This window comes from Streptomyces sp. NPDC088252 (genome assembly GCF_044740965.1).
Lineage (GTDB): Bacteria > Actinomycetota > Actinomycetes > Streptomycetales > Streptomycetaceae > Streptomyces.
Window position 1 is genome coordinate 64,499 of sequence record NZ_JBIURS010000030.1, and the last position, 25,979, is coordinate 90,477.

Annotated in this window: 19 protein-coding genes and 1 pseudogene; 3 read left to right on the forward strand and 17 right to left on the reverse strand. The window is 68.4% G+C overall.

Translation table 11 applies throughout. The features are described from left to right. Positions 1 to 156: 156 nt before the first annotated feature. From ACIOHC_RS38090 to ACIOHC_RS38100, 3 genes are all read right to left on the reverse strand, one after another. Positions 157 to 1,173: a BtrH N-terminal domain-containing protein gene (locus tag ACIOHC_RS38090; protein ID WP_365690342.1), complete on the reverse strand. Its 1,017-nt coding sequence runs from the start codon at positions 1,171 to 1,173 to the stop codon at positions 157 to 159. Further along, positions 1,170 to 1,985, reverse strand: coding sequence for a MerR family transcriptional regulator (locus ACIOHC_RS38095; protein ID WP_401846145.1), 816 nt, complete (start codon positions 1,983 to 1,985; stop codon positions 1,170 to 1,172). The genes ACIOHC_RS38090 and ACIOHC_RS38095 overlap by 4 nt, the downstream gene beginning before the upstream one ends. Positions 1,986 to 2,419: 434 nt before the next feature. Continuing rightward, complete coding sequence (locus ACIOHC_RS38100; protein ID WP_401846148.1) at positions 2,420 to 3,163, reverse strand: SDR family NAD(P)-dependent oxidoreductase; 744 nt, start codon at positions 3,161 to 3,163, stop codon at positions 2,420 to 2,422. An 882-nt stretch (positions 3,164 to 4,045) separates the two neighbouring features. Between ACIOHC_RS38100 and ACIOHC_RS38105 the strand changes: the two genes are divergently transcribed. After that, positions 4,046 to 5,302 carry a helix-turn-helix domain-containing protein gene (locus ACIOHC_RS38105; protein ID WP_365690339.1) on the forward strand — a complete coding sequence of 419 codons (1,257 nt, stop codon included), beginning with the start codon at positions 4,046 to 4,048 and terminating at the stop codon, positions 5,300 to 5,302. Between the two features lie 49 nt (positions 5,303 to 5,351). On the opposite strand, the gene ACIOHC_RS38110 is transcribed toward ACIOHC_RS38105, so the two are convergent. From ACIOHC_RS38110 to ACIOHC_RS38170, 13 genes are all read right to left on the reverse strand, one after another. Beyond that, on the reverse strand, positions 5,352 to 6,299 hold the full coding sequence (locus tag ACIOHC_RS38110; protein WP_401846151.1) for a 3-hydroxyacyl-CoA dehydrogenase NAD-binding domain-containing protein: 948 nt from the start codon (positions 6,297 to 6,299) through the stop codon (positions 5,352 to 5,354). After that, a complete protein-coding gene (locus ACIOHC_RS38115) occupies positions 6,296 to 7,051 on the reverse strand; it encodes an acetoacetate decarboxylase (RefSeq protein ID WP_351078694.1) in 756 nt (251 codons plus the stop codon). The genes ACIOHC_RS38110 and ACIOHC_RS38115 overlap by 4 nt, the downstream gene beginning before the upstream one ends. Before the next feature lie 102 nt (positions 7,052 to 7,153). Beyond that, positions 7,154 to 7,933: a crotonase/enoyl-CoA hydratase family protein gene (locus ACIOHC_RS38120; protein WP_351078692.1), complete on the reverse strand. Its 780-nt coding sequence runs from the start codon at positions 7,931 to 7,933 to the stop codon at positions 7,154 to 7,156. A 99-nt stretch (positions 7,934 to 8,032) separates the two neighbouring features. Beyond that, complete coding sequence (locus tag ACIOHC_RS38125) at positions 8,033 to 9,250, reverse strand: CoA transferase (RefSeq protein ID WP_351078690.1); 1,218 nt, start codon at positions 9,248 to 9,250, stop codon at positions 8,033 to 8,035. Between the two features lie 21 nt (positions 9,251 to 9,271). Continuing rightward, the gene (locus ACIOHC_RS38130) at positions 9,272 to 10,543 is read right to left on the reverse strand and encodes an acyl-CoA dehydrogenase family protein (protein WP_351078687.1); all 1,272 of its coding nucleotides are present in this window, start codon (positions 10,541 to 10,543) and stop codon (positions 9,272 to 9,274) included. 384 nt (positions 10,544 to 10,927) lie between these two features. Then, a complete protein-coding gene (locus ACIOHC_RS38135) occupies positions 10,928 to 11,317 on the reverse strand; it encodes a hypothetical protein (RefSeq protein ID WP_401846155.1) in 390 nt (129 codons plus the stop codon). Between the two features lie 324 nt (positions 11,318 to 11,641). Then, positions 11,642 to 12,946, reverse strand: coding sequence for a cytochrome P450 (locus ACIOHC_RS38140; protein ID WP_401846156.1), 1,305 nt, complete (start codon positions 12,944 to 12,946; stop codon positions 11,642 to 11,644). An 87-nt stretch (positions 12,947 to 13,033) separates the two neighbouring features. Continuing rightward, entirely contained in the window at positions 13,034 to 13,162 is a 129-nt protein-coding gene (locus ACIOHC_RS38145) for a cittilin family RiPP precursor (protein WP_401846169.1), read from the reverse strand. Positions 13,163 to 13,516: 354 nt separating this feature from the next. Continuing rightward, positions 13,517 to 15,295 carry a carbamoyltransferase gene (locus ACIOHC_RS38150; protein WP_401846159.1) on the reverse strand — a complete coding sequence of 593 codons (1,779 nt, stop codon included), beginning with the start codon at positions 15,293 to 15,295 and terminating at the stop codon, positions 13,517 to 13,519. A gap of 53 nt (positions 15,296 to 15,348) precedes the next feature. Continuing rightward, entirely contained in the window at positions 15,349 to 15,807 is a 459-nt protein-coding gene (locus tag ACIOHC_RS38155) for a hypothetical protein (protein ID WP_351078676.1), read from the reverse strand. 53 nt (positions 15,808 to 15,860) lie between these two features. Next, a complete protein-coding gene (locus ACIOHC_RS38160; RefSeq protein WP_401846162.1) occupies positions 15,861 to 17,810 on the reverse strand; it encodes a pyridoxal phosphate-dependent aminotransferase in 1,950 nt (649 codons plus the stop codon). Then, positions 17,803 to 18,789 (reverse strand): NAD-dependent epimerase/dehydratase family protein, encoded by a 987-nt coding sequence (locus ACIOHC_RS38165; protein ID WP_401846164.1) that lies wholly within the window; start codon positions 18,787 to 18,789, stop codon positions 17,803 to 17,805. Before ACIOHC_RS38165 ends, ACIOHC_RS38160 begins: the two co-directional genes overlap by 8 nt. 40 nt (positions 18,790 to 18,829) lie before the next feature. After that, positions 18,830 to 21,577: an alpha/beta fold hydrolase gene (locus ACIOHC_RS38170; RefSeq protein WP_401846166.1), complete on the reverse strand. Its 2,748-nt coding sequence runs from the start codon at positions 21,575 to 21,577 to the stop codon at positions 18,830 to 18,832. A 514-nt stretch (positions 21,578 to 22,091) separates the two neighbouring features. On the opposite strand from ACIOHC_RS38170, the gene ACIOHC_RS38175 reads away from it, so the two are divergent. Beyond that, positions 22,092 to 22,586, forward strand: a complete 495-nt coding sequence (locus tag ACIOHC_RS38175; protein ID WP_365690321.1) for a hypothetical protein — start codon at positions 22,092 to 22,094, stop codon at positions 22,584 to 22,586. Positions 22,587 to 22,985: 399 nt separating this feature from the next. Here ACIOHC_RS38175 and ACIOHC_RS38180 read toward each other — a convergent pair whose 3' ends face one another. Next, positions 22,986 to 24,062 carry an ATP-grasp domain-containing protein gene (locus tag ACIOHC_RS38180; protein WP_365690319.1) on the reverse strand — a complete coding sequence of 359 codons (1,077 nt, stop codon included), beginning with the start codon at positions 24,060 to 24,062 and terminating at the stop codon, positions 22,986 to 22,988. A gap of 942 nt (positions 24,063 to 25,004) precedes the next feature. On the opposite strand from ACIOHC_RS38180, the pseudogene ACIOHC_RS38185 reads away from it, so the two are divergent. Further along, positions 25,005 to 25,905, forward strand: a pseudogene (locus ACIOHC_RS38185) (IS630 family transposase). Positions 25,906 to 25,979: the final 74 nt, after the last annotated feature.

Genomic DNA, 25,979 nt, shown 5'->3' on the forward strand with positions numbered 1-25,979 from the left:
CCTGACACAGGGGTGAAGCACCTGGAATATGGGTTTTCGACCAAGGAATCCATCTCTCCCAGAGGTTTCGGTTTTTTGTCCGGATCACGGACCTCGTCCAGACCGCCCTCTGCGTGTATCCGGCCAGCACGGACCGAAGATGGAGGGCGCACCCTGTCAGGGCTGGATTGCGCTTGGGGTATCACTCCCCAGGCGGCTCAGCGCCTGCATGGCTTCGCGCTCCACTCGTGAAAGATCGCAGATGATGGTGCCTGCCTGCGAGAGGCATTGCGCATCGCCCGATTCACCGGCTTTTCTGATCAGTGCTGCGGCTTCCGTCCACAGGGTGGCTGCCTCCGTGTACAGCGCAAGGCCGGTGTGCAGGTGGCGGCTGCTGTCGAGCAGTTGGGTGCATTCGGCGAGGAAGTCTCGGTAGAGGTTACGGAACAGGGCGCCGCCGGTGCCGGCCTTCTCCATCAGGCGGGCAGCCTGCGGCAGGTCCCGCTCCGGGTTGTCGGTGCGCTGGAGCCATGTGCGTACCAGCTTGCCGGCCTTCTCGATGCCTCGGTGGCCGAGGTTGGCGATGGGCGGGTCGAGGAAGGCGTCGGCGCAGGCGGTGACGGCGGGAATGATCCGACTCTGTGGGGAGGGCAGGTTCCTCGGAGCGGTGAGGGTGAAGGACCGGTGTCTGGCGGTCATCGGGCCGCGCGCGGCCCTGGCCTGGGCGAGACTGGTCAGGCTGGTGGACACCGCTCCGCCTTGCTGGTCGGTGTCCACCAGGTAGGCATCGTGTTCGTCGTAGCCGTACATGGCGACGACATGACCGCCGAAGTGCACCTTCGACCCGAAGTAGTCCAGGTAGTAGCTGTCGAGCTGCAGCCCGACGGGGCGACCTGCGTCGATGGGGGCCGCCACGTTCTCCCACGCCCTGCGGGGCGAGGTGGTCTCCTGGACCAGGAGCTCCACCTTGAGTCTCGTGGCCAGGTTTCTGGTGAGGTCGAACGGCTTGACACGTCCCCCGAGGAAGGGGAAGCCCATGTTCTTGCTGTCCCAGTAGATGAAGGACAGGCCGGAGCCGAGGCCGAAGAGCATGGGCTCGGACAGATCGAGTCCTTGGTGCCGCAGCAGCACCCCCAGAGCCGTCGTCTCGCAGTGCTGCCTACCGCGGGCGTCGATGTCCAATACCGTCGTCATGCCATGCCCTCCTGGACGGGGATGATCAGGCGGGTCATCAGTTCCTCTTGCGGTGCCTCTGCCGGTCCGACGAGATAGGCCTCACGTACGGGTGCCTGCGGGCGCAGTCCGCGCTCGTGGACGGCGGCGAAGAGAGCGTTGTAGGCCAGGGGAAGCTGGGCGTAGGACCCGATGTGCGCGGTCTCGGCGACAAGTCCGCCGGACAGCACCTCGAATTCCAGGCCGGGTGTCCCTTGCCCCTGCGGCGCCTGCGGCGCCTGCGCTCCGACGGCGATCTCCATACGCTCGTCCAGATCCAGTGGGTACAGGCCCCACAGCGGCGGCTTCCATGCGATTCCCGCCTCGCCGAGCGCGGGCAGCAGCCGGCCTACGCATTCCTCGAACCTCTCCCCGATCTCCGCAGGGGTGCAGACCGCTCGCACCACTGCCAGCCGTCGCTCCGGCTCGCGGTTCATCGTCACCTCGTAGCCGGGCAAGCCACCCTCCGCCAGCCGGTCGAGCATCTGAAGCCGTGCCTGGTCCCTGCTGATCCGCTCGGCCACCCTGTCCCGCTCAGTGCGCAGGATCTGCGCCCTGTGTGCAGGCTCGGCATCCAGTGCCTGGGCGATCACAGCCAGAGGGAGATCCATCTCGCGGAGCAGGGCGATGGTCAGGGCATCACGTGCTTGTTCAGGTGCGTAATAGCGGTAGCCGGAGCCGGCGTCCACGCGAGCCGGAGCCAATAGCCCCGTCTCGTCGTAGTGCCGTAGCTGCTTGACGCTGAGTCGGCACAGGCGGGCGAAGCGCCCGATGGTGAGAAGTTCGTCTTGCACGCCATCATGGTGGGCCCTCCCACAGTGGGAGAGTCCACCCGCACTCTCGCTCCTATCGGGGTTGCACCCGGTGAACTCGTTCGTCCGACCGTTGCCGACGCATCAGGGATCGAGGTCTCCTTCTGGCCCAGCTCGCGTCATCCCTCGGGCACCGGGCCCTCGCTCACGCGGTCCCAACGTCGGCACCCGTGCCGCGCAGGCGGGCGAGCAGCCAGCAGGCGGGGTCCGGCGTGGCCGACCGCCCCGTGGCCTCAGCCGACACGGCGAGCTTGGGACGCGCCCGGATGGCGTGCACGCAGAAAGTGCCTTCCTGCTGTGATGACAGAGACCTTCGACAGGCCTCGTCATCCCAGGTCAGAAGAGACTTTCCTTTTCCGATCAGGACCCGGACACCGCCGTAGGCGAAACGCGCAGGCCAGTGTGCGAGCCAGGGTTCAGATGGCGGTGCGGCCGCCATCGACGGCGACGGTCGCGCCGGTGACGTAGCTGGCCTTCGACGACGCGAGGAAAGCGACGACCTCGGCTACCTCGGCAGGCTCGGCCGCGCGCTTCATCGCTGTGGTTTCGGCGATCGCGTCGAACAGCTCGCGGGCCGCGCCCCGGGTGTAGACCGGGCCGGGGGCAACGGTGTTGAAGCGGACGCCACGGCCGCTGTACTCAGCCGTCCAACTCTGCGTCAGTGATGCCAGCGCGGCCTTGGTCGCGCCGTACGCGGCACCATTGGCCAAGCCGAGGCTGCCGGCCATGCTGCCAATGTTGATCACGCTGCCCGATCCCTTCGCCGCCATCGCCGGGGCGAAGGCGGCCACGAGGAAGAACGGCGCTCGGACGTTGCCGGCGAACATCGCGTCGTAGTCGGAGACCTTCATGTCCTCGGTCGGTGCCCAGACGGCTTGTCCGGCGTTGTTCACCAGGACGTCGACCTCGCCGACCTCCGCGGCGAGCCGGTCGATACCGACCGGGTCCTCCAGGTCCGCCGCGACGAATCGGGCGTGGCCGCCGGCCGTGGTGATCTCGTCGACGGTCTCGGCGCCGCGCTGGGCGTTGCGGCCGACCACGACGACAGACATTCCGTCGGCGGCCAGCCGCTTGGCAACCGCCCGGCCGATGCCGGACGTGGCCCCGGTGACCAGGGCGGTGAGGGGGTGCGGGTCGAGATTTACGCGCTCCGCAGTCATGGGGATGCACCTTTCGGTCGGCCGGGGCAGCGCCCGCCCGACGGGCGGGTGAACGACGATGCGCGGCCCCTGGTTCCTGGCCTCCACTGTCCCTGCCACCGCAGGCTCCAGCACCTTCGGCTACTCCGTCCCGGGATGCCGCACACTCGTCTTCACGGTCTTCTCGACCTCGTACCGTTTGACCCCGGCAGCGGCGGCGCGTTCGGTGATGGCCGCCTGGGTGCCCTCTCGTGCCATGCCCGCCGCTGTGCCGCCTGAGCGGCAGACCTTCTCCCCACCTGCTGGAAGGAAACCGTCCTCGGCGGCAAACGATGACCCACCGGTCACCCGGCAGCCGCCTGCCCGCCAACTTTGACGCCCAGACCTGCCAAATCGAGCGCTCAACCTATCTGCGTCGGACGACCAGGCCCGTTCATCCGGGTGCGGGAGCCTTTCAACGGCAGGGCAGGGTCCATCAAGGTTGCACCGCAAACCACACCGGTGCAGCGTCAGATTCCAGCACACGCAGCTTCAGCCCCACGCAGCACAGCCCCTCAGCCCATCGAAATCTCCCCGACTGCCCACGCGAGACCGGCATGAATCGCGGCAGCTTCGCCTGCTCAGGTCTCGACCGACCGGCCAGCAGGCGTTCAGTTCGGACAACGACAAGAACACGTCGCCGGAACAGCGCGCCTTCACGATCCCCTCAGCCCTCTGCGCCACACAGGTGACGCCGGCCGGCCGCCCACTACGCCACGAAGCCGGCCGCTGAGACGTGAACCGCCGCGCCGGAGAGGCTGGCGGGCCGCCGGGTCAGATGGTCGAAGGCCGGTGCCGCAGGTGGGCACGTACATCTGGCACAGCTGCCGCGTCGTTTCGACTTCAGCCAGGTAGCGTTGTGGCATGGGCACGGATTTTCCCGAGGTCGGGAAAACACTTTCCGTGGTTGCGGCGAACGTAGCGTCACGCCTCCCGGAGGTCAGCCGCGACATATGCGATTACGTGCTTGACGAAATCCCGAAGCTCAGGGGAGACGAACCCGTCCTCAAACTCTTGCACGCAAGTGTCGCGGAAAATGTTGCCTCTCTGCTGCACGTTTTTGAGAACGACATACCCCTGGACAATGTCGAAGGGCCCGCGGCGGCTCTGGAGTATGCCAGGAGGCTGGCACAGCGGAGTGTTCCCATCAGTGCACTGGTCAGGTCCTATCGGATCGGACACTGGCGCTTCCTGCAGTGGTGTCTGGAGGAACTCCACGGTCAGGGGATCGGAGAGGATCTCTTCGCCGCGACCGTCTGGCGCATGTTGACGGTGAGTTTCGGCTACATCGACCGAGTGACCGAGCATGTCATCGAGCTCTACCGGTTGGAACAGGAACGCTGGTTGTTGGGCCAGACGGCAGGGCGCGCCGCGCGGGTGCGGGAGATTCTTGCCGAGCAGGAGGTCGACGTCGACTGGGCGGAATCGGCACTTGGCTACCGGCTCAGGCAGGTGCACCTGGGGCTGGTGGCCTGGCTGCCCGTGCCGACGCACGGTGGTGGAGGGTTGGCCCGACTCGACCGGATCACCAGTGCCATCGCCGAAGAATTGAACTGTTCCGCAAGGCCGTTGTTCATCCCTCATGATGAGAAGTCGTGCTGGGCCTGGTTGCCGTGCGGCTCGGACGGTGAGGTCTCCTTCGAACGGATGTGGGGTGTGGTCGAGGCCGGCGATCCGTCCATGTGCGTGTGCGCCGGGCGGCCGGAGCCCGGTGTCGAGGGATTCCGCTGGACGCACCGGCAGGCCTTGCGGGCACAGGAGCTGGCCGCGGCGTCGAGTTCGGGGGTTCGATTCACCGCCTACTCCCGCGTTGCTCCGATTGCCCTGATGTGTAGGAATATCGACGACGTACGGATCTGGATACGGAGCGTTCTCGGTCCGTTGGCCGTCGATGACGAGCCCGCCGCACGGTCACGGGAGACCGTGCGGATCTTCCTGGACACCGGTTGCAGTTACACCGCTACGGCACGTCGGCAGATCCTCCACAAGAACACCGTGCAGTACCGCATCCGGAAGGCCGAGGAGGCCATGGGGCATACGGTCCAGGAACAGCGGACCGATCTCGAGGTGGCGCTCCTTGCCGTCCAGTACCTCGGCTCGACGCTCCTGACTTCCTCATGAGACAGCACTCACTCCCTCGCGGGCAGCACTCGGTCGGCCTTACGCCGAGTCAGTCCTCGCCGAGGGCGCGCATGACCCTGATCTGCGCCTCGTCCCGCGCGCTCTCCAGTTCCTCGACGGTCGCACCGAAGTCGGCTTGTCCGGAGAGGAGTTCGACGGTCGCTGCGTCGAGTGTCGGGGTGCCGAGATCACGCCACAGGTCTTCCAGAGCGGGGCCAAGGTGTTGCAGAAAGTACGGCAGACCGCCGGGGCCGCCGCCGAGGTGGAAGCTGCGGAAGGGGCCGGCGACGGCCCAACGCAGGCCGAGGGAGGAGGTGACGACGTCGTCGATTTCCTGTTCGGTCACCACACCTTGGACGACGAGGTTGACCGCCTCGCGGAAGAACGCGGCCTGCAGCCGGTTGGCGACGAATCCGGGCACCTCCTTGCGCAGCACCTGCGGCTTCTTGCCGAGTGCCGTGTAGAAGGCGACGGCGCGCCGCACCGTGTCCGGATCGGTCTGTTCGCCGGGGACGACCTCGACCAGCGGGACAAGGTGCGGCGGATTGAACGGATGGCCGATGACGAGCCGTCCCGGTTGCGTCATCGCCTGGGCCATCGCGGTGGCGCGAATGCCGGAGGTGGAGCTGAGCAGCAGGGTGTCCGGGCCCGTGGCCCGCTCGATCCGGGCGAAGAGGTCCTGTTTGAAGTCCAGGCGCTCCGGGCCGTTCTCCTGGACCACGTCCGCGTCCGCGACCGCCTTGCCGATGTCGGCTTCGAAGCGCAGATCGCGGTCGAGACCGTCGCGCAGGCCGATTGCCCGTAGCGCCGGGACGGCCTGCCGCAGTTGGTCGCGCGTGCGTTGGGCCACGCCGGGGAGCGGGTCGTTGACAGTGACGGTCAGGCCCCTGGCGAGGAACAGGGCGGTCCACGATGCTCCGATGACCCCGGCGCCGATGACGGTGACGCGCTGGAAGCCGTCCATGGTGCCGTCGGTGGCGGGGGAAGTACCGTTCATGATGACTCCTGGCGTGCTGCCGTGAGGTAGTCGTGGACGGGCTCGGGAGGCGGCAGGGTGAGGTCGGTCAGGACGTGGCCGGCCGAGAGGACCTTGTGGACGGGAAGGTCCGCCAGCGGCGCCAGGGCGTGCTGGAAGAGCTGCAGCCGGGCGGGGCCGGTCCAGGCGCCCTTCACGGTGATGTCGTTGATCTGGAAGCGGACCAGTTCGCAGATGCGCGGCCGGCCGGTGTATCCGGGGAGGATCTTCAGCATGAAAGTGGGACGGCAGATCTCCTCTCGTGCCTGGTCGGCGTCGAGCGGGGCGTGCTTGTAGCCCATGGTGGCGGTGGCGACACGCAGGGAACCGTAGTCAAGGGTGCCGACCAGGGTGTCGGCGTCGACGGTCAGCCTCGGGGCGCCGAGTTTCTTCGGGTAGGCACTGATCTCGCGGCCGCTGGCGATGGCCGGCAGGTTGTCCACGTACATCGCCAGGACGTACTCACCGCGCTCGCCCTCGTACTCCACGGAGAGCACTTGGCCCGACTCGGTGTAGTCACCCAGGCCGGTGGTGTCGGGCATCCGCATGATTTCGAAGCGCACGGTCGGCTCGGCGACCCGCAGCGGCTCGGGGATGAGGCGTTCCAGCGCTCGCTGGTCGGTGCGGTAGACGATGGTGAAGTACTCCCGGTCGGTGAAGCGGTACGGGCCACGGGGGTAGGCGGGAGCGTCCAGCGGGGTGGTGAGCTGTTGGGTCACGTCTTGGTCGCGCATGGTGTGGCCTGGGATCTTGTCGGGTGTGGTGGGTCGGTTGCGCCGGGTGGCGGGACCCCGGTACGCCGCGGGTGCGGCGGGCCACCTCGACGCGGCCGGGGATCAGCGGCGCTGCCAGTGCGGTGACCGCTTCTCCACGAAGGCGCGGGCGCCTTCCTTGGCGTCCTGGGACGCCAGGACGGGCGCGACGATCTGGTCCTGCTCCTGGAAGGCATCCTGATCGCGGTAGGACGTCCGCTGGTCGATGCAGCGTTTGACGGCTGCCACCGCCAGAGGGGCGTTGCGGGCGATACGGGTGGCGAGGCCCAGGGCCTGGTCGAGTGCCTGGCCGGGTTCGGTGAGGTGGTTGACCAGGCCGAGCCGCTCGGCGCGTTCGGCGGGCAGGGGATCGCCAGTGAGCAGGAGTTCCAGGGCGATGTTGCGGGGGATCCGTTCCGGCAGTCGGATCAGACCTCCTTCGGGCGGGACGAGTCCGTAGTGGACCTCGGTCTGGCCGAAGGTGGCGTCGCGGGCGGCCACGACCATGTCGCAGGAGAGTGCCATCTCGGTGCCGCCGCCCAGCGCGTAGCCTTCGACGGCGGCGATGAGGGGGGTGGTGATCCGGGCGCGGGTGATACCTGCGAAGCCCCGGCCGGGGATGATCGGGGTGTCCCCGGTGGCGAACGCCTTGAGGTCCATGCCGGCACTGAAAGTTCCGCCCGCACCTGTGAGGATTCCGACCAGGAGGTCGTCGCGGGCGTCGAGCTGGTCCAGGGCGGCAGCCAGTGCCCGGGCAGCGGCACCGTCGATGGCGTTGCGTGCCTGCGGCCGGTCGATGGTGATCACCAGCGTGCCGTCGAATTCCTCGGTGCGCACTGTCGGAGTGTCAGTGGCCTCGGTCATGGTGAGACTTCCCTTCTCCCCCGTCTCTGCTCCGCCTCCACGGTGGTGTGCGTCTCGGCGGCGTGGTCCTGGTTTCGCGGCGCCCCCCGGGCCGGGGCTTCAAACGATTGCCTCCGCCTTGCGCAGGTCCTCGATCCCGGCGGCGTCGAAGCCCAGGTCACGCAGCACGGATTCGGTGTGTTCGCCGAGGTCCGGGGCCGGACGCGGGGGCACCTTCCGTTCCTGGTCCAGCCGTATGGGGCTGTCGACGGTCAGAGGCGGCTCGGAGCTGCCGTCCTCGATCGGGACGACGATCCGGTTGGCGACGAGCTGGGGGTCGCGGGCGCACTCCTCAAGTGTCTGGACGACTCCGTAGGTGAGGCCCGCGGCGTCGAGCAGCTCGCGCCACTCGGCCAGGGGACGACTCGCGAAGGTCTTGTCCAGCAAGGCGACGATCTCGGCGGAGTTGGCGCGGCGGCTCGCGGTGTCGGCGTAGCGTGGGTTCTCCGCCGCCTCGGGGTGGCCCATGGCCTTCAGGAACAGCGGGACCTGCTTGTCCTCGTTGGCGAAGGCGAGCAGTACCCAGCGGTCGTCCGCCGTGCGGTACATGTTCGCCAGCGCGTTCGGCGGATGGATCCGGTCGACCGGGCGGGGGTTCTTCGCGCCGACCAGGATGGCCTGCAACCACATGCTGGCCGCCCACACGCCTTCGGCCAGCAGCGACGCCGTGACCCGTGCGCCCTGGCCGGTCTTCTCCCGCCGGTACAGGGCGGTCATGATCCCGGCGAACAGGGTGACCGCGGTCGCGTGGTCGCCCGATCCGAAGATGTTCATCGCCGGCGGCGCGTCGCGCTGGCGTGTGACGTCCATCAGGCCGCTGCGCGCCCAGTACGCCGTCACGTCGAAGCCGGGCAGGTGCGCGTCCGGACCGGCCTCGCCGAAGCCGGTGACGTCGGCGTAGATCAGCCGCGGATTGAGCGGGGCCAGGTCGTCGTACTCCAGGCCCAGCTTCGCGCGCGTCCGCGGTGGGAAGTTGGTCACCAGCACGTCCGACCAGGCCACCAGCCGCTCGAGCACCGGCCGGGCCCCGGGCGACTTCAGGTTCAGGGCGATGCTGCGCTTGTTGCGGTTGTCCAGCTGCCAGGGGTAGTTGACCCCATCGACCTGCGGATTCGGTGGCACGCGGCTGAGCGCGCGGTAGGTGTCGCCGGCGTGTGGTGGTTCCACCTTGACGACGTCGGCACCGAAGTCACCGAGCATGGTGGCCGCCGCCGGGGCGGCGATGAAGCTGGCGAGATCGACGACGTGCAGTCCCTCCAGCAGGGGCACGTTGTCCATGGCTGCTCCCTTCCTCGCTGGTCAGCGGCTCGCGGCCACCGGGACGAAGGCGTTGTATCCGGTGATGTCCCGGCCGACGATCAGCGCCTGCACCGTGTCCGTGCCCTCGTAGGTGTCGATGGCCTCGATGTCGCACAGGTGCCGGGCCACGTGGTAGTCGAGCACGATCCCGTTGCCGCCGAGCATGTCGCGGGCGTCGGCGAGGATGGCCCGGGCACGTTCGGTGTAGTGCATCTTGGCCAGGGCCACCCGCGGCATCGAGAACTTGCCCTCGTCCATGAGCTGGCTGAGCCGGTACTGCATGCACACCATGTCGGTGATGTCCGCCAGCATCCGCGCCAGCCGGTACTGGATGAGCTGGAAGGACGCCAACGGCATCCCGAACTGATGCCGCTGCTTGGCGTAGGCCAAGGCGGTCTCGTAGCCCGCGATGGCCGCCCCGACCGACTCCCAGGCCACGCAGAAGCGGGAGGCCAGCAGGACCTTCTCGGTGTCGCGGAAGGTGTGGCCTCCGGCCAGCCGGTTCTCTGCGGGCACCCGGACGTCGGTGAGCGAGATCTGTGCGTTCTGCACGCATCGCAGAGCCGTCTTGCCCGTGATCGCCTGGGCATCGAACCCCGGCGTGCCCTTTTCCACCACATAGCCGCCGACGTGCCCGTCCTCTCCCCGGGCCCAGATGATCACGTAGTCGGCGAACGTGGCATTGCCGATCCACCGCTTGTGGCCGTTGAGCACGTAGGAGTCACCGTCCCGGCGCACGGTCGTCTCCAGCTTGACCACGTCCGTGCCGTGCGCGGGCTCGGTCAGGCCGAAGGCGCCGATCTTCTCCAGGCGCGCCATCGGCGGCAGGAAACGCTGCTTCTGCTCCTCCGACCCCAGCAGTCCGATCGAGGTCATTGCCAGTGCCGAGTGCACGCCCATGAAGGTGGAGACACTCAGATCCCCGCGGGCCAGCTCCAGGATCACCACGCCGGCCGTCACATTGCTCATTCCCGGACAGCCGTCACCGGAGACCTGGAAACCCGCGATACCCAGCTGCGCCAGCTTGGGGACCAGTTCGTGAGGGAACTCCGCCCGCTCCCAGTAGGGATTGATGATCGGGTCGACCTCTCGGTCCATGAAGTCGCGGACCCGATGGCGAAGGGCCTGCTGCTCGTCCGTGAGCAGATCCCCGAGCAGGTAGTAGTCGGATTCCTCGGGCCCACCCAGCACAGGCGGCTCCACCACCGGATGCCCGTCCCCTTCCGGGATGCTCGGCCCCGAACCGACCGCGGTGCCGCGTGTTGCGTTCATGTCCGGCTCCTTCCGGGCTCCGGAGAGGAGATCTCTTCTCTGCACACGACGCTAGAAGTGCGCGGCCAAGCAGCCACTGGGCGCAAAGCACCATCTTCGCAGCGAAGTTCGTGCGGGTGCGCCAAACCGCCCGCCCCCGCCTCGCGGCACCCTTGGGGTACGAGGAATCGACGTGATCACGCCGAAGGAAGTGGTCGGCCGAAGGAAGTGGTCGGGTGACTGCCGCCGAAGCTCGGCTCGGACCCATCAAGCACGCCGTGGTGCCGTACCTGCTCAACCGCGAATCAATCGGGGACCGGCTCGCGCTGCCCGTGATCGCCCCCGCCAGGACGGCGGCCGTTCGATGCGACGCCGACCACGTTGGCCTGGACGGCGCGCGGGGGCTTACCCGAGACGGTCAGGGGTAGGCCGTGCCCGGTCGCCGGGCTCTCGTCCAACCAGCGGTGGTCCCCCCTCAACGGGCCGAAAACCGATCTTCTGCTTGTCGGCAAGGATCGTGCACGTGGACCGGACACCGCGCCCGTCGGGCGACATCACGGCGTTCTGCTCGTCGTCGCTCGTCGGATCGCTCAGGTGCACGACGACATCCTCGTCGGCGCCGCACTCCACGAAGCCGGCGCGGGTGGCTCTGCCGCCGGAATCGAGGAGCACGACCGCCATGCGCGTGAAGCCCAGGTCGAAGAGGGCACGGATACGGATCCAGGGAGCCAGGTACTCCAAGGTGTCCACGGCGTAGGGGGACGGGGCGTCCGGGCTCTGTCCGCAGAGGTCCACGAGAGGGCTGTTGACCCCCCTTGACGCCTGGATAGTTGATGAACTCGGCGGTGCTCGGAACGAGAAAGGTCCGCTCCGCCCGCGGTTCCCACCGCATGGGATCCCACGCCTGCACCGCAACGGTGGTGTAGCGCGCCCATGCTGCAGGTCACGATGACGACAGTGCCCTCGCGGGTGAACGGGCTGTCCGACAGCGTGTATCAGCAGTTGCCCGGGTAAGGCGCCGAGAGGCCTCGGTTCGGCTTCTCCTTGCCACGGGACGCGCTCGCTCGGCCCGTCCGGACTCCGCGGCGCGGCCCGCCTCGCCTTGTAGATCCTCGTCAATCACCATGCCTCTACCCTGAAGCGTGCGTCCAGCGGCTGCAGGGCGAGGGCTGGACGAGGGCGGACGGACTCCGGGGTCGCGAGGCTGAGGCGGAAGCGGGACCAGACAGCGGCCAGCAGGCTGACGGCCTCGACCGCTGCCAGGGATGCGCCGAAGCACGTACGCGGGCCGAGTCCGAAGGGGAAGTAGGAGCCGCGTGGAACTTCCGTCGGCTCCTTCCCCAGCCAGCGTTCTGGGCGGAATTCTCCGGCCTGCTTCCAGTGCCGCGGGTCGCGGTGATTCACCCACTGACTCACCGTGACTGTGGTGCCGGCCGGAATAACGTAGTCCGAGAACTTCACATCGATACGGGCGTCCCGGCTGGTCATCCAGACCGGTGAGTACAGCCGGAGGCTTTCCCGCAGAACTGCGTCGGTGTACGGCAGTTCGCCCAACAGTGCCATCCCGGTGACATTCCCAGCGAGCGCCTTCTCCGATTCGCGGTACACGCGCTCCGCCGCATCCGGATTTCGGGCGAGCAGGACACTGGCCCACACCACGGCGTCATTCGTGGTCTCGTATCCGGCCATGAGCAGTGTTGCCAGTTCGTCGTTCACCTCGGCCGGCGTAGGCGTCGGCGTGCCATGGAGCAGTGCGTGCAGCACGGGCGCGGCTTCCGGGTCCGCCGCGCGGCCCGAGGCGGAGACTCGGGCGAGAGTCCGTTCGACCCGACGGAGATTGCGGCGGATCTGCAACTTGCGACGGGTGGGAAGCCACTCGGGGAGCACCACCGGTGAGGCGGAGAGTTCCATGATCGGAACTACCATCCCGGCGACTTCGGCGACCTCCGATTCGGTGTACTCCTCGCCGAACATCAGAGCCGTGACCAGGCGCAGGGTCACCACTGACACGTCCTGCTGCAGGTCCCGCACCTGGCCCGGACGCCACTGCTCCAGCATCCGCTCGCCCTGCTCGCGCATGGCGGCGGCGGCCGTCGCGGACAGTTCCCGGCCGAAGGCCGGCTGGATGCGCCGACGCTTGGCCTTCCAGTCCTCCCCGTCAGCGCTCATGGTGGACAGCGGCAGACTCTGCCTTCGTCCCGCACGCCGGGTCTCGGGGCCCTGCTTGACGAAATCGGCGTTGCGGTCGACGAGCATGCGCTCGACGTGCTCAGGGCCCGCAAGCAGGACGTTCCGCGGACTGATGCGGACGATGTCCCCGTACTCCTTCGCACATGCGGTGAGAAACCGGAGTGGATCGGTGCTGAATTCTTGAAGATTTCCGAGTACGCGGTCGCCTGCCGGTCCCGGTATGTCCAGCAGCATTTTCCCTGACACCCCGCCCCGCCTTTCCAGGAATACCGGGGTGTGCGAGCAGCGCTCGAACACCCCGGCAGCTACTTTCCGCGCCGATCAGTAATACAGGTACGGGGCGGTCAGCCGGTCCTTGCGGGTGAGTCGCATGAACAGGGCTCCGGTGAGCACGAGCTTACGCATAGAGATACACCTCCCGATGATTGCACTCAGATCCCGGTAGAGCATCAACGGCGGAAACCGTATTGGCGTTGACTGACACACGTCAAGAGGCACGTTTCTGATATGGGGACAAGGAAGCTTATTACGCCCTATCCTGCGGTCAGGACTAGATGTATGCGGACGTTCCGACAACGCGGCGAGATGCCGTAGCTGTCGTCGTGTGCCCGCCGGGGGCACGGGACAGCCCTGAGGCCGACGCTCGCCCCGGGACCGCGTGGGTGACCCGGATGGACGGGCGCAGGACGTGACGGGCCGGTGGTTCCGGGCCTGCGCCGAGCGCGGGCGGGCCGGACGGCGGGTGTGTCGGCCGCCGTAGGCCTCGCATCCGCCCGGCTCACCGCGGGAACGGGGGCGCCGGGGTCAGCCGGACTTCTTGGTGATCACGAAGCGGTCGATGACCAGATGGTCGATCTCCGTGGCGAGGAGGCACTCCAGAGCGTCGCGCGGCGAGCAGACGATGGGCTCGCCGGCCACGTTGAAGGACGTGTTGAGGAGGCAGGGCACGCCAGCCCGCTCGGTGAAGGCGCGCAGAAGGCGTGCCAGGACCGGGTTCTGGTGGTCGTCGACGGTCTGCACGCGCGCGGTGCCGTCGACGTGGCAAGCTCCGGGTATCCGCTCGCGGTACTCCTCGCGGACCGGGAAGACGAACGTCATGTATGGCGATGAGGTCTTCTTGCCGAGGTCGAACACCCGGTGCGCTTCGGACTCGCGGACGACCGGGGCGAAGGGGCGGAAGGGCTCGCGGTGCTTGACGCGGATGTTGATGATGTCCTTGATCTCGGGGAAAGCCGGGTTGGCAAGGATGCTGCGGTTGCCCAGAGCGCGCGGCCCGTACTCGGTGCGCCCCTGGAACCAGGCCACGACGTTCTTCTCGGACAGCAGCCGCGCCGTGTGCTCGGTGACCGCCTCGATGTCGGCCTCCTCCTGCCACTCGACGCGGTCGGCGTACTCCTCCAGTGCCTCCAGGATGTGCGGCTCGTCGTAGGAGGGCCCGAGGTAGGGCGTGGCGGCGTCGGCGGAGCGGTTTCTGAGCCCGGCCGTGTACACGGCCGCGCCGATGGCGACCCCCGGGTCGCTCGCGCCGAAGCTGACCTCCATGCCGGTGAACGACGAGCGTTCCAGCATCTTGGTGTTGGCCACGCAGTTCAATGCGAGACCGCCCTCGAAGAGGAGTGTGTCCAGACCGGAGGCGGCCGTCAGCGCCCGCACTTGGTGCGCGGTGACGGCCTCCACCATGTGCTGGGCCATGGTGGCGACCTTCACCCGGAAGTCGAACTCCTCGCGCTTCTCGCTGTCACCGTCGAACAGGTCGTCGAACAGCGCGTAGTACGCCGTCACGCCCCTGGGGATGGAAATGGTGTACGTGCCGTTCGCGTGGAGTCGTACGCAGCGCTCCAGCAGGGGGTTGCGACGCGGCGACGGACCGTACGCGGCCAGTCCCATCACCTTGTACTCGTCGTTGTTGGGCACGAAGCCGAGGTAGCGGGTGATCCGTCCGTAGGCCACGCCGAGCGAACTGGTCATCGGGATGGTGCTGTCGTCGAAGACGCGCACCACACCGTCGCGCACTTCGCCCATCACCGAGGAGAGGGTCTCGGCCCGCCCGTCGCTCACCAGAAACGCCGCGTCTCCGCCCCCGGCCAGATAGGCGCCGCACGTCAAATGGGCCAGATGATGAGGCACCAGGACCAGCTTGTTGGGGTCGAGCTCGCAGCCGGTGCGCTGCACGAAGTCGTCGTGGATCGCCTCACGGCTGACCATGTCGGTGTAGAACTCGCCGGCGCGCCGCAGGACGTCGAACTTCTCGGCGGGCGACTGACCGCCCGAGGCGACCTGGGCGATCATCTCGTCGGCCACCTCGGGCGAGAAGCGCCAAGGGAAGGCGACCACATCCACCTGATCGAGGGAGACGCCGGCGAAGTCCAGGCACCACTGGATCGCGTGGGCGGGGAAGTCGGAGGTCTTCTTGACGCGGCTGAGCCGTTCCTCCTCGACGGCGGCGACCAGTTCGCCGTCGACCACGAGGGCCGCCGACGCGTCGTGGCCCACGAGCAGGTTGCGGGCGACGCCGGTCGCCCCGAACAGGCGCCCGAAGATCTCGGCGCCCTTGGTGAATCCGTTGTACCCGAGCACGATCACGGTGGTTCAGCCTCCCTGGCGAAGATGGTTGCGACACGGCCCCACGGCCACCGTCACGGGTCCTGCGGAAGGTCGATCGGCTCGTTCGGGCCGGCCTTGGACTCGATGGTCAGGAAGGACAGCACCTCGTCGCCGATGTTCTTCAGGTCGTGCAGGTGATGTCCGCCGTCGGCGACGGTGAAGTACCTCGTCCGCCCGCGGGCATAGGAGATCTCCCGGCTGGTGCCGTCGCTCATGTGCTGGCGGGCGCGACCGTCGGTGAGGGCGATCCAGTGGTAGTCGAGGACATGACGGTGGACGGGGAGGCGCTCGCCCGGCTCGAGGCTCGTCTCCCAGACGCGCAGGCTCTCGGTGTCGACCAGCAGGGTGCGGCCGACGCGGCCGTTGTGCTCGTTGGCGGCGAAGTCCGCGTGCAGCGGCGGGCTCCAGCGGTCGTAGTTCTCGGCGACGACCTCGCTGGTCAGCGGGCGGTCGTGCACCGGGTGGTGGTCGGTCTGGGGGCGGTTACCCACGGGCCGGTCCTTTCGCTCTCGGGGTGCTGGTGGCGCAATGGTCGGCCCGCAGTTCACCGCACACGGGACAAGGCGTCGAGCAGGGTGTCGCCGGCCCGCTCGTCGGCGATGGAGACACGGCAGGTGTCGGGAACCAGCCGGGCGGTGTCGGCAACCATGATCCCGGCGCCGCGCAGCTGCTCCATGACGCGTCCGTGGTTGTGCGTGCGGACCAGGAGGAAGTTGGTCTCGGAGGGGAACACCTGCTCCACGGCCGGGTGCTGGGCGAGCGCACGGGCCATCCGGTCCCGCTCCGACAGGATGCGCCGGACGCTGTCCAGCACCCGCGGGGAGTCGGTGAGCCGGTCGCGTACCGCCCGCTGCGAGGCGTTGGTGAACCCGAAGGGCACCTGGACCCGGCGCAGGGCGTCGACGAGCCCCGGCTGTGCCAGAGCGACACCGCAGCGGGCCCCGGCCAGCCCCCACGCCTTGGAGAGCGTCCTGAGCACGATGAGGTTGTCGTGCCGGGCGATGAGCGGGGCGTACGAGGGCCCCACGCTGAACTCCACATACGCCTCGTCGATCACGACCAGGCCCCGGCTGCGGGTGACCAGTTCGAGCACCTGCTCCGGGTCGAGCCTGGTGCCGACCGGATTGTTGGGGTCGCACAGGAACGTCACGCGCGGGTCGGCCGCCAGAATCCGTTCGACGTCCAGCCGCGCCAGGTCGTCGCCGAGCAGCGGTGCCTCGACGACGGGCAGCCGCAGCACGCGGGCGAAGTGCGCGTACAGCTCGAAGGTCGGAGGGGTGACGCAGACCGCCTCGCCGGGTGAGGCCAGCGCGGCAAGGAGCAGCATGACGGCGTCGACGGCCCCGCTGGTGAACAGGGCGTACTCGGCGCCGAGTTCACCGAGGCCCTCGTGTCCGGGCAGCCGTCCGACGGTGGTCAGATACGTACGGGCCAACTCGGCCGTGTCGAGTTCGGGGTAGCGTCCGTCCGCCCCGAGGAACGGGTTGGTGTTGCCGGAGAGGTCGAGCAGGTCGAACTTGGGCCGGCCGCGGAAGCGTGCCGGGCCCGGGACCGGCACCGCGGCGACCGGTTCGGTGGCGAAGGCCGACACCTCGATTTCCGTGGGCTCCTCAGGCTCGGCGTCCATGCCGGGGGCGAGCAGCCAGTGGTCGAGGAGGACGAACTGGTCGGCGCCCAGGGCCCGCATCCGCTCGGCGTCGCCGGGCCCGAGGTGGACCCACTCCAGGCCGGTGCGTCGGGCGTGCAGATACAGCTCGTACAGGGACGCCTCGTACAGGGCCTGCCGCGCGGCCGGAGCGTCTGGTGCCAGGGCCTGGGTGAGGCTGTAGATCCCGCGCCCGTTGTGCGAGCGGACCAGGAGTCCGGCCTGTACGACGTGGCAGCCGCGGCGGCGTACGAGCAGGTCGGTGCGGTCCGCCAAGGTCCCCTGGGCCAGGGCGTCGAGCGCCTCGGCGCTCCAGAGCGCGCCGCGCCCGCCCTCTTGCTGATGGAGAGCGGCGAACGCCTCGCGCGCCGCGGGCTGCCGAGGCAGGTCGCCGAGCCGGATCAGCTCCCAGCTCAGCTCCCGGTACTCGTCGTGGCGGGCGCGCAGTTCGCCGAGCCGCTGCTCGCCGACCCGGCTGCCCAGCACGTCGGCCACCTCGCCGGGCAGCGTTACGAGCCCCTCGCTTCCCGCGGCGGCGACGACGAACCCGGCCGTGCGCAGCGGCCCGGTGTCGTCGGTGCGGCGCACGTACGGTACGAGAATCTGTTTGAGGCCCAACTCATTTGCCTTGCTCATGAGTTCGTTCACTGCAAGTGGGCTGGGAGCGGGACTGCTCGGGCCATGGGGCACTCCCCCGATCAAGGTGGGGCGCTGCGGGTCGGACACGTCGGCCCGTGTGAACCACTCGTGGAGCAGGCCGAGTCGGCCCGGCGCGCCGACCGGCCGGCCGGACTCCAGCGCGGCGCACAGGACACGCCGCAGCTCGGTGACATCCGATTCCCTACGCATCGCCGCCCTCCACTCCCTCGGAGGCGCCGGACGTCTCGCCCTCGTCGGCGGCGAGGTGCGCCTCGATACGGTCGCGGTACTCCACGAACATTTCGGCCAGCGTGCGAGCGATGCCCGGCCGCCAGTCGACGGTGCAGTCGCCGATGAGGTCGCGGCGGACGCGGTGGTCGAAGATCGCCGTCTCGCGGCTGGGCGACTCGCGGTCGAGCCGGGCCGGGACGCCGGTGAGAGCGGACATGTAGCCGATGAGGTCGGTCATGCCGACTTCTTCGTCTCCGCCCCAGTTCACCACCTGAGCGGGCGTGCGGGCGGCCGCCCACAGCAGCGGCACCTGGCGGACGACGTCATCGGTGTGGAGCAGGTTGCAGTAGTTCTGGCCCTCGCGCGGCACCGCGCAGGCCCGGCCGCTCCGCAGCTGCTCGAAGAGGATCACCGGCACGCCGCCGTGCCCGTACGGGCCGTAGGCGATGTTCAGCCGGGCGATGACCGTCGGCAGTCGCAGGCTCTCGGCGAGGCCCCGGGCCACGCCCTCGGCCGTGATCTTGGCGACGGGGTACGTGGGCAGCCAGGGGGCCGCGCCGCCGAGCGGGTCGCTCTCCCGATAGCGGTGTGTCGCGTCGGCCCGGTTGTAGACGACTCCGGAGGAGACGAAGAGGAAGGCCTCGGCGCCGGCGCAGTGCGTCATCAGGCGCGCGGTACTCACCGCGTTGACGCGGGCGGTGTCCTCGAAGTCGTGGCCGTCGCCCCGGTGGACGGCCGAGTGCAGCACATGGGTGAAGTCATCCGGCAGTCCGTCGAGTTCGTCGGTGGCCATGTCCCAGACGACGGTACGGGCGCCAGCGGTCTCCAACATCTTGCGGGCCTCGGCATCGCCGAACCGGCCGAGGCACCACACTTCGTTGCCGGCAGCGAGCGCCTCGGCCACGGGCCGCGCGATCTGTCCGGTGGCGCCGGTGATGAGAATCTTCTTGCCTTGCATGGTCAGTCGCTCCCGGTTGTGTCGAAGGTGGCCCGGCAGGTCATCGGTCCAGCGCGCGGGTCAGTTCCCTGCGCAGGGTTGCCTGGAAGCTCTGGACGTGCTGGGGGCTCATCAGCGTGTAGTGCTCGCCGCCCACCTCGATGTAGCTGTTCGTCTCGCGGGTGAACTCGTCCCAGTCGCGCAGCTGACCGTCCAGCCACTCCTGCTTGGTGCCCTTGAGTGGGGTGCAGTAGAAGACCCGCGCCCGTTCGACCGTGCCGGACGGCTCGTAGTCGCGTCCCAGGTGCACCATGCTCTGCGCCAGGTGCACCCAGGCGCCGAACCGTTCGACATTCAGGTCGAGTTCGGCCAGCCGCCTGGGCGGGGCGTGCTCGACGAGGTGGGCGAGCTGGTCCGCCTCGGGCAACAGGCGCAGGGCGGTGCTCAGTTCGGGGATGTCTGCCGGGTTGATGAGTTCGAGGAAGAGCGCCAGGTTGATGGCGCCGTCGGTGAAGGTGATCTCGTTCATTCGGCCGGAGATGCGCGGGGGAAGGTTGAAGATGCCGACGAAGTCAACCCTTTCGCCGTCGGCCTCCAGACGCTTGGCGATCTCGAACGCCACGGCTCCACCGTAGGAGTAGCCCGCCACGGCGTACGGGCCGCTCGGGCGGGTCCGTCGGATCGCCGCGACATACGCGCCGACCATCTCGTCGAAGGAGGCGAAGTGGGACTCCCCCTGCCCGAAGCCCCGGGCCCGCAGCGCGTAGAACGGCCGCTCCCCGGTGAAGTACTTGGCGAGGTTGACGAAGACCAGTACCTCGCCGAGCCCCGGGTGGACGCAGAACAGCGGGATCCCCTCGCCGGTGACCTGGAGCGGCACCAGCGGGTCGTAGGCGACGTCGCCGCCCGCGCCGGACGTCGAGGCCAGGCGGGCCGCCAGCGCCCGCACGTTCGGGGCCTGCAGCAGCGTCGCCATGGGGAGGTCGTCGAGGCCGAAGGCGGTCTGGACGCGGAGTTTGAGCCGCAGGACGTCGAGCGAGGTGCCGCCCAGGTCGAAGAAGCTCGCGGTGACCGGGACCCGCCCGACGTTCAGCACCTCGGCGAACACCTGGGCCAGGGTGGCCTCCTCCTCGTCCGCCGGCTCCACGGGGCCGCCGAGGAAGCGGCCGGTCACTTCCTGGGCGCGCCGGGCCGCCGCGTCCAGCGCCCCGGACTCGACGGCCGTGCGCAGCCGGGACCGCTGGACCTTGCCGAGGTTGCCGCGCGGGATCTGCGCCTCGACGACGGGCAGGATCAGCTGGGGACGGAATCCCCAGTGCATCACCGTGGAGCTGCGTACCGCGACGAGCGTGCGGTAGAGGGTCGTCTCGTCGGCTGGGTCGACGGCCGGCACGAAGGCGACGGCCAGCTGTTCGGAGTCGGCGCCCTCGGGTCGGATCGGGAAGGCCGTGACCTGTCCGCGCCGGACGCCGTCGAGCTCGTCGAGGACCGCTTCCAGGTCGTGGCTGTAGTAGTTGACCCCGTTGACGATGATCGAATCCTTGGTGCGGCCGATCAGGGTCAGCCGCCCGTCGGCGTCGAGCCGGCCCAGGTCGCCGGTGCGGAACCAGCCGTCGTCGGTGAATGCTTCGGCGGTGGCCGCAGGGTTGCCGAAGTACCCACCGGTCACCATGGTTCCGCGTAGCTGCACCTCGCCGGAGACCGCCGAGGCGGGATTGTCGCTTGAGGAGAGCACCGTGCCGGTGCCGTCGGCGATCCGGATATGCAGCCCCTCGACCGGGTGGCCCAGCGGCGGGAACTCCTCGCCGAGGTCCCGGTCGGTGAACTCGCGGTTGAACACACTGCCCGCGCAGGTCTCGGTCATCCCGAACGCGGGCACCACCACGTCGGGGCGCAGTCCGTGGGGGGCCAGGGCGTCCAGGAACGACCGCACGGTGGCGGTCACGGTCGCCTCGCCGCCGGAGATGATGTAGCGGATCCGCGAGAGATCGATGCCGGACACGGTCCCGGCCGTCCGTGCGAGGGCCTGGTTGATCTGACCGAAGAGGAAGTTGGGAGTGAACGTCACCCGTACCTGGTGTGTCGTCAGAATTCTGAGCAATCCGACCGGTTCGGCCAGCACGGTGGCCGGGGTGGCGATGACCTGGTTCGCACCGTTGCGCATCGGCAGCAGGTGCGCCTCGATGGCCGCGATGTGATCGGCGGAGATCCAGTTCATCATGGTGTCGGCGGGCCCCAGGTCCAACGCCCCTGACTTCCCGGCCTGCGCCGCGAGAAGGTTGGCGTGGGTGAGCCGGACCGCCTTGCTCGATCCGGTCGACCCGGAGGTGAGCATCAGCAGGGCGAGGTCGTCCGGGGCGGCCGCGTGGATGTGCTCGGGCTCGGTCGGAGCGGCGTCCAGCTCCTCCACGGTCACCGTGGTCAGCCCGACGTCGGGCAGATCGTCGTGTGCCTTTGGTACCACGACCAACGGGTCGCCGAGGAGGTCGCGCAGGTGCTCCAGCTGCCGACGCAGGCGGGAGGAATCGGCGGCCGGGGCGATCGGGCAGGGCACGGCGCCCGCGTGCAGGCAGCCCCAGAAGGCGCGGAAGAAGCCCTCGGGGTCGCCGGCCGCGACCAGGATGCGGTCCCCCGGTACGGTGCCCCGGCTGAACAGGCCCTGGGCGATTCTCAGGGCGCCCTCGCGCAGGTCGGCGTAGGAGACGAACGGGCCGTCGACGAAGGTGACGCCGCGTGTGGTGTCCTGTGCGGCGCGTTCGAGCAGATGCGGAAGCGTCGTGACGCTTGTGGCGTGACGTATGTCCGGCATGGCAGTGAAGACCCCCGATCGAGGTGGGACTGAACTGGATGGATCAGCGCGCACGTACTGGCGGAGGGGTGGGTGGTGTCCGCGAGCGGTGAGGCCCTGTGAGTCCGGGGCGGGGCGGTGTCCGCCGCAGGCGGTGCGCGGCACGCGGCCGCGGCCGGTGCAGGTCGGCGGGTGGCGGTCCGCGTGCGGGCAATGTTCCGGTGGGAGTCGCTGCGGCGCTGGGATGTGGGCCTGTCCGCACCGGGGCACTTCGTCCCGTCGGTCTCGTTGAACCGGACGGTCTCTGCGATCGTGCGGCTCAGCCGCCGCTCTTCCGGGTCGGAGCCGATCGCCCCGCCGACGCGGCCGTAGGCCGGGTGGCGTGTCCGGCGAGGAGGAATGAGTGGGCTTGTCGAACGTGAAGGTGCGCGCGAAGTCCTCGCGCGTCAGGCTGCCGTGGGCGAGGCGCCGCAACACGAGACAGCCGTGGAAGCGCTCCGGCGGGCGGACCGCCATGGCGCGTCAAGGAACGCCAGTGCAGTTCGCCGCCCTGCCTGACGCCGTCCATGTAGATCTCGGGGGCGTCGACGAACGACTTGGCGACCACGTCGACGTCCGACTCTCCTGGGAACGGCTCCAGGGCGCGGTGGTAATCCTCGGCAGAGCGGACGGCCTCAGTGCGCAGCGGGCCCGCGCCGATGGCCGGTTCGACGACGAACGGCTTCCTCAGTTCCTCGGCGAGTTCCGCGTAGGGCGTGACCCGGGACGCATAACGAGCCCGCGCGCGCCGGACGTCCGGCGGGAGCCGACTCTTCTTCAGGTACTTGTCCCGGAAGAAGAGAACTCCCTGGGAATCGAAGTTTCCAGAAGGATTCAACTGCCGACGCAAATAGGTCGCGGCGTAGACTCCGGAATCATGAACACCGATAACGCCGACCAGGTCGTGGAGACCGGTGGAGGGCACCGCCGGGAAAACTTCCTGCACATTCTCCATGTCCGCGACGTAGCGATACTTATTCCCACCCTGTAAGTGTAGAGGTGCTGGCACGACACAAAAGGATTCTAGACGCCGACACCGCAGGGATTGATTGCGATCTCCCCCGTGTCCGACAACGACTATCGTGGGCATGCGTCGTCTCCAGAGTCACCACTGCCGAAATGACGAATTACTGTCGTGTTAGGTCACGATGAGCGGCGGGATCCGCCCCTGACATCCGATGCGCCATGACACAGCCACATGGCCGCGAGTCGTGCGATATGGGCCACAATGAGGGTTTGCATTACTCGCTTCGCGAACTGCTGTTTCTGCGTGCCGGGAGATCTTCGCCGAGCCGGTCAGGGTTGCGACGCCATGTACTTGCGGCCAAAGATCCGTATGGCACCAGCACACGATGCGCCGCGCCCGGGGTCGGACCCGGTCGGTCCACCGTCATGCGAGCGGCAAGCCGCCGCAGGCGCCGCCTGTCTCGTTGAAGCGTGCAATCTCGTCGATCGTGCATCTGAGCCTCGACTCGTCCGCGTCGGACACGACGGCGTGACCGACGCGGCCGTAAGGACCGACCGGCGCGTCGGGGGCGAAAGGGTAGTGCAGCTCGTCGAAAGAGAAGGCACGCTCGAAGTCCCGCTGCGTCAGCGTGCCGTCGCGCGGGTGACGCAGGAGCAGATATCCGTGGAAGCGGTCCGGTGTCCGGTGGCCGTACGGCGGCTCGGGCGCCTCCCCGAGGGCGAGGGCGATCTCGATGTCGAGGAGGTCGACGCCGTAGGTCAGTTGATTGACCCGGGGCGACAGGGCTCCCGGCAACCGGACGGCGCATTCGCCGAACATCAACCCGTCGGGCTGATGGAACGCCTCCATGTGGAAGACACAGTCGGGCGCCTCCAGGGTGGCGAGCACCCGGCGGGCCATGGCCTCGGCCTGTTCGAAAAGGTCCGGACATCGTTGCCGGTCGAGCACATGCGCGGCCAGAACGCCGCCCTGTACCGCGCTGAGCGGGGAGATGTGATTGCTGCTCAGAGACGACCACTGGAGCACGCCGTGCTGCCAGACGCCGTCGAGGTAGATCTCGGGTGCGTCGACGAACGACTCGGCAACGACTTCGACGTCCGAGCGTCCGGAGAACGGCTCAAGCGCCCGGGCGTACTCCCGGGGCGAGCGGACGACGCTGGTGCGCAGAGCGCCCGCCCCGGTGGCCGGCTTGACGACGAAAGAGGTGCCCAGCTCGGCGGCCGGCTCCTCGTAGGGCGTGCCCACGGGCAGATACCGGCACCGCGCGCGCCGCACCTCGGGCGGCAGCAGGCTCTTCTGGAGGTACTTGTCCCGGAAGTTGAGGACCTTACGTGAATCCGTGTTCCCCGGAAGATTCAATTGCCCACGCAGGCAGGCCGCCGGGAATACACCCATCTCATGGACGCTGAGCACGCCTGCCAGATCCCCCGTCTGAGCGGAGAGCACCGAGCGGAGAACTTCCTGGACGTTCTCCATGTCGGCGACACAGCGAAATTTCACCTTCTCCGGCGAGATGACCGGAGTCGGAACGATGTAGAAGGGATCTACACCCCGACGCCGGAGGGCCTCGTCAAGATCATCCCGATATCCAATAACCACCATCGTGGGCATGTGTCGTCTCCAGTGTTACGACTTGCCGAGCCGGGGAGAAGTTATTGCGATTTCATCGTGACACAGCCGGATCCTTTCCGGTCCGGCACCGGTGAATCATTGCACAGACCCAGTCGATCACACCCTGTGATATAAATCACAGGAGAATCATGAATGCCCCAACAGGAAGCCCAGATTCCTTGGCCGTGCCCGGCACACCGGAACCAGATCTGTAAAATGAACGACTCTGTCGCACTTTCGGTGGTGACGGTGCGGGAGGTTATGCCGAGAGGATGCGGTGAGAAGGAGGCTGAAGCCTGCCTTGCCGTACATCTGCCGTTTGGTCATCTTGGCCTTGGCCTTGGCCTTGGTGTTGACGCCCTCGGTGGGGCCGTTGCTGCGGGGAAGGGTGAGCCCGGCGACGGCGGCGTCGTGTCCTGGTCGAGGCCGTTGAGGAAGGCGTCCGGCTCGGGCAGAACGGCCACGCGTACCTGCTTGATCCAGGAGTCGAGGTCCGCGCCGCGGCGCTCGGCCATGAGCTGGGCGAAGTGGCGAACGAACTGGGCCAGTGCGGTCATCTCAAGGCAGACAGCGAGGAGTTCACCGATGGGCACCGGCCTTGTCGGGCAGGTTCTCGGGGCAGGCCGCGATCCAGGCGGTGACGCGGCGCGGTGAGGGCGTGATCCGGTCGCCTTCCAGGCGGCCCTGGTTGACGAACTTGTAGAGCAGGTTGAGGCTGCCTGTGTATTCCTTGAACCTGTCCGTGTGCGCAGGTTGACCGACCAGGAGGGGCAGGAGCTCCAGCAGATCGTGCGCCAGGGCAGCACCAGCTCGGTGCGGTGCCGGCGCGCGATGATGCTGCTGGCCGCGGCCGGCGGAAACCGGGTCCCGGTGATCGCGAAGCTCGTCCAGGCCGACAAGGACACGGTCCGCGACGTGATCCACCGCTTCAACGAGATCGGCCTGGCCTGCCTGGACCCTCGGTGGGCGGGAGGCCGTCCCCGCCTTCTCAGTCCTGACCACGAGGACTTCGTCGTCCAGACGGCCATCACCCGACCGACCAAGCTCGGACAGCCCTTCACGCGCTGGTCGATCCGCAAACTCGCCGCCTGCCTGCGGAAGGTGCACGGCCGTGTGATCCGGATGGGTCGCGAGGCGTTACGGTGCCTGCTCGCCCGTCGCGGCGTCACCTTCCAGCGCACCAAGACCTGGAAGGAATCCCCCGACCCTGAGCGCGACGGCAAGCTCGACCGGATCGAGCACGTGCTGGAGCACTTCCCGGACCGCGTCTTCGCGTGCGACGAGTTCGGCCCGCTCGGCGCCCACCCCACCGCCGGAGCCGGATGGGCGCTCGCCGGTCACTCCGAGCGTCATCCCGCGACCTATCACCGCACCCACGGGGTGCGGTACTTCCACGGCTGCTACTCCGTCGGCGACGACCGGCTGTGGGGCGTCAACCGCCGCAAGAAGGGTGCGGTGAACACCCTGACCGCACTGAGGTCGATCCGGGCCGCGCGCCCGGACGGCGCCCCCGATCTACATCATCCTGGACATCCTGTCCGCCCACAGGGGCGACAAGATCCGTCGCTGGGCGAAGAAGAACCGCGTCGAGCTGTGCTTCACCCCGACCTACGCCTCCTGGGCCAACCCTGTCGAAGCCCGTTTCGGGCCTCTGTGGCAGTTCACGATCGCCAACTCCCACCACCGCAACCACAGTGTGCAGAGCCGGGCCCTTGAGCTTGTTCCGCTTTGACGGACACCTTTGGTGTGGTGGTCAGGCTGCCAAGGCGGTCTCGTATTCGGCGGGACTGCGGTAGCCGAGGCTGC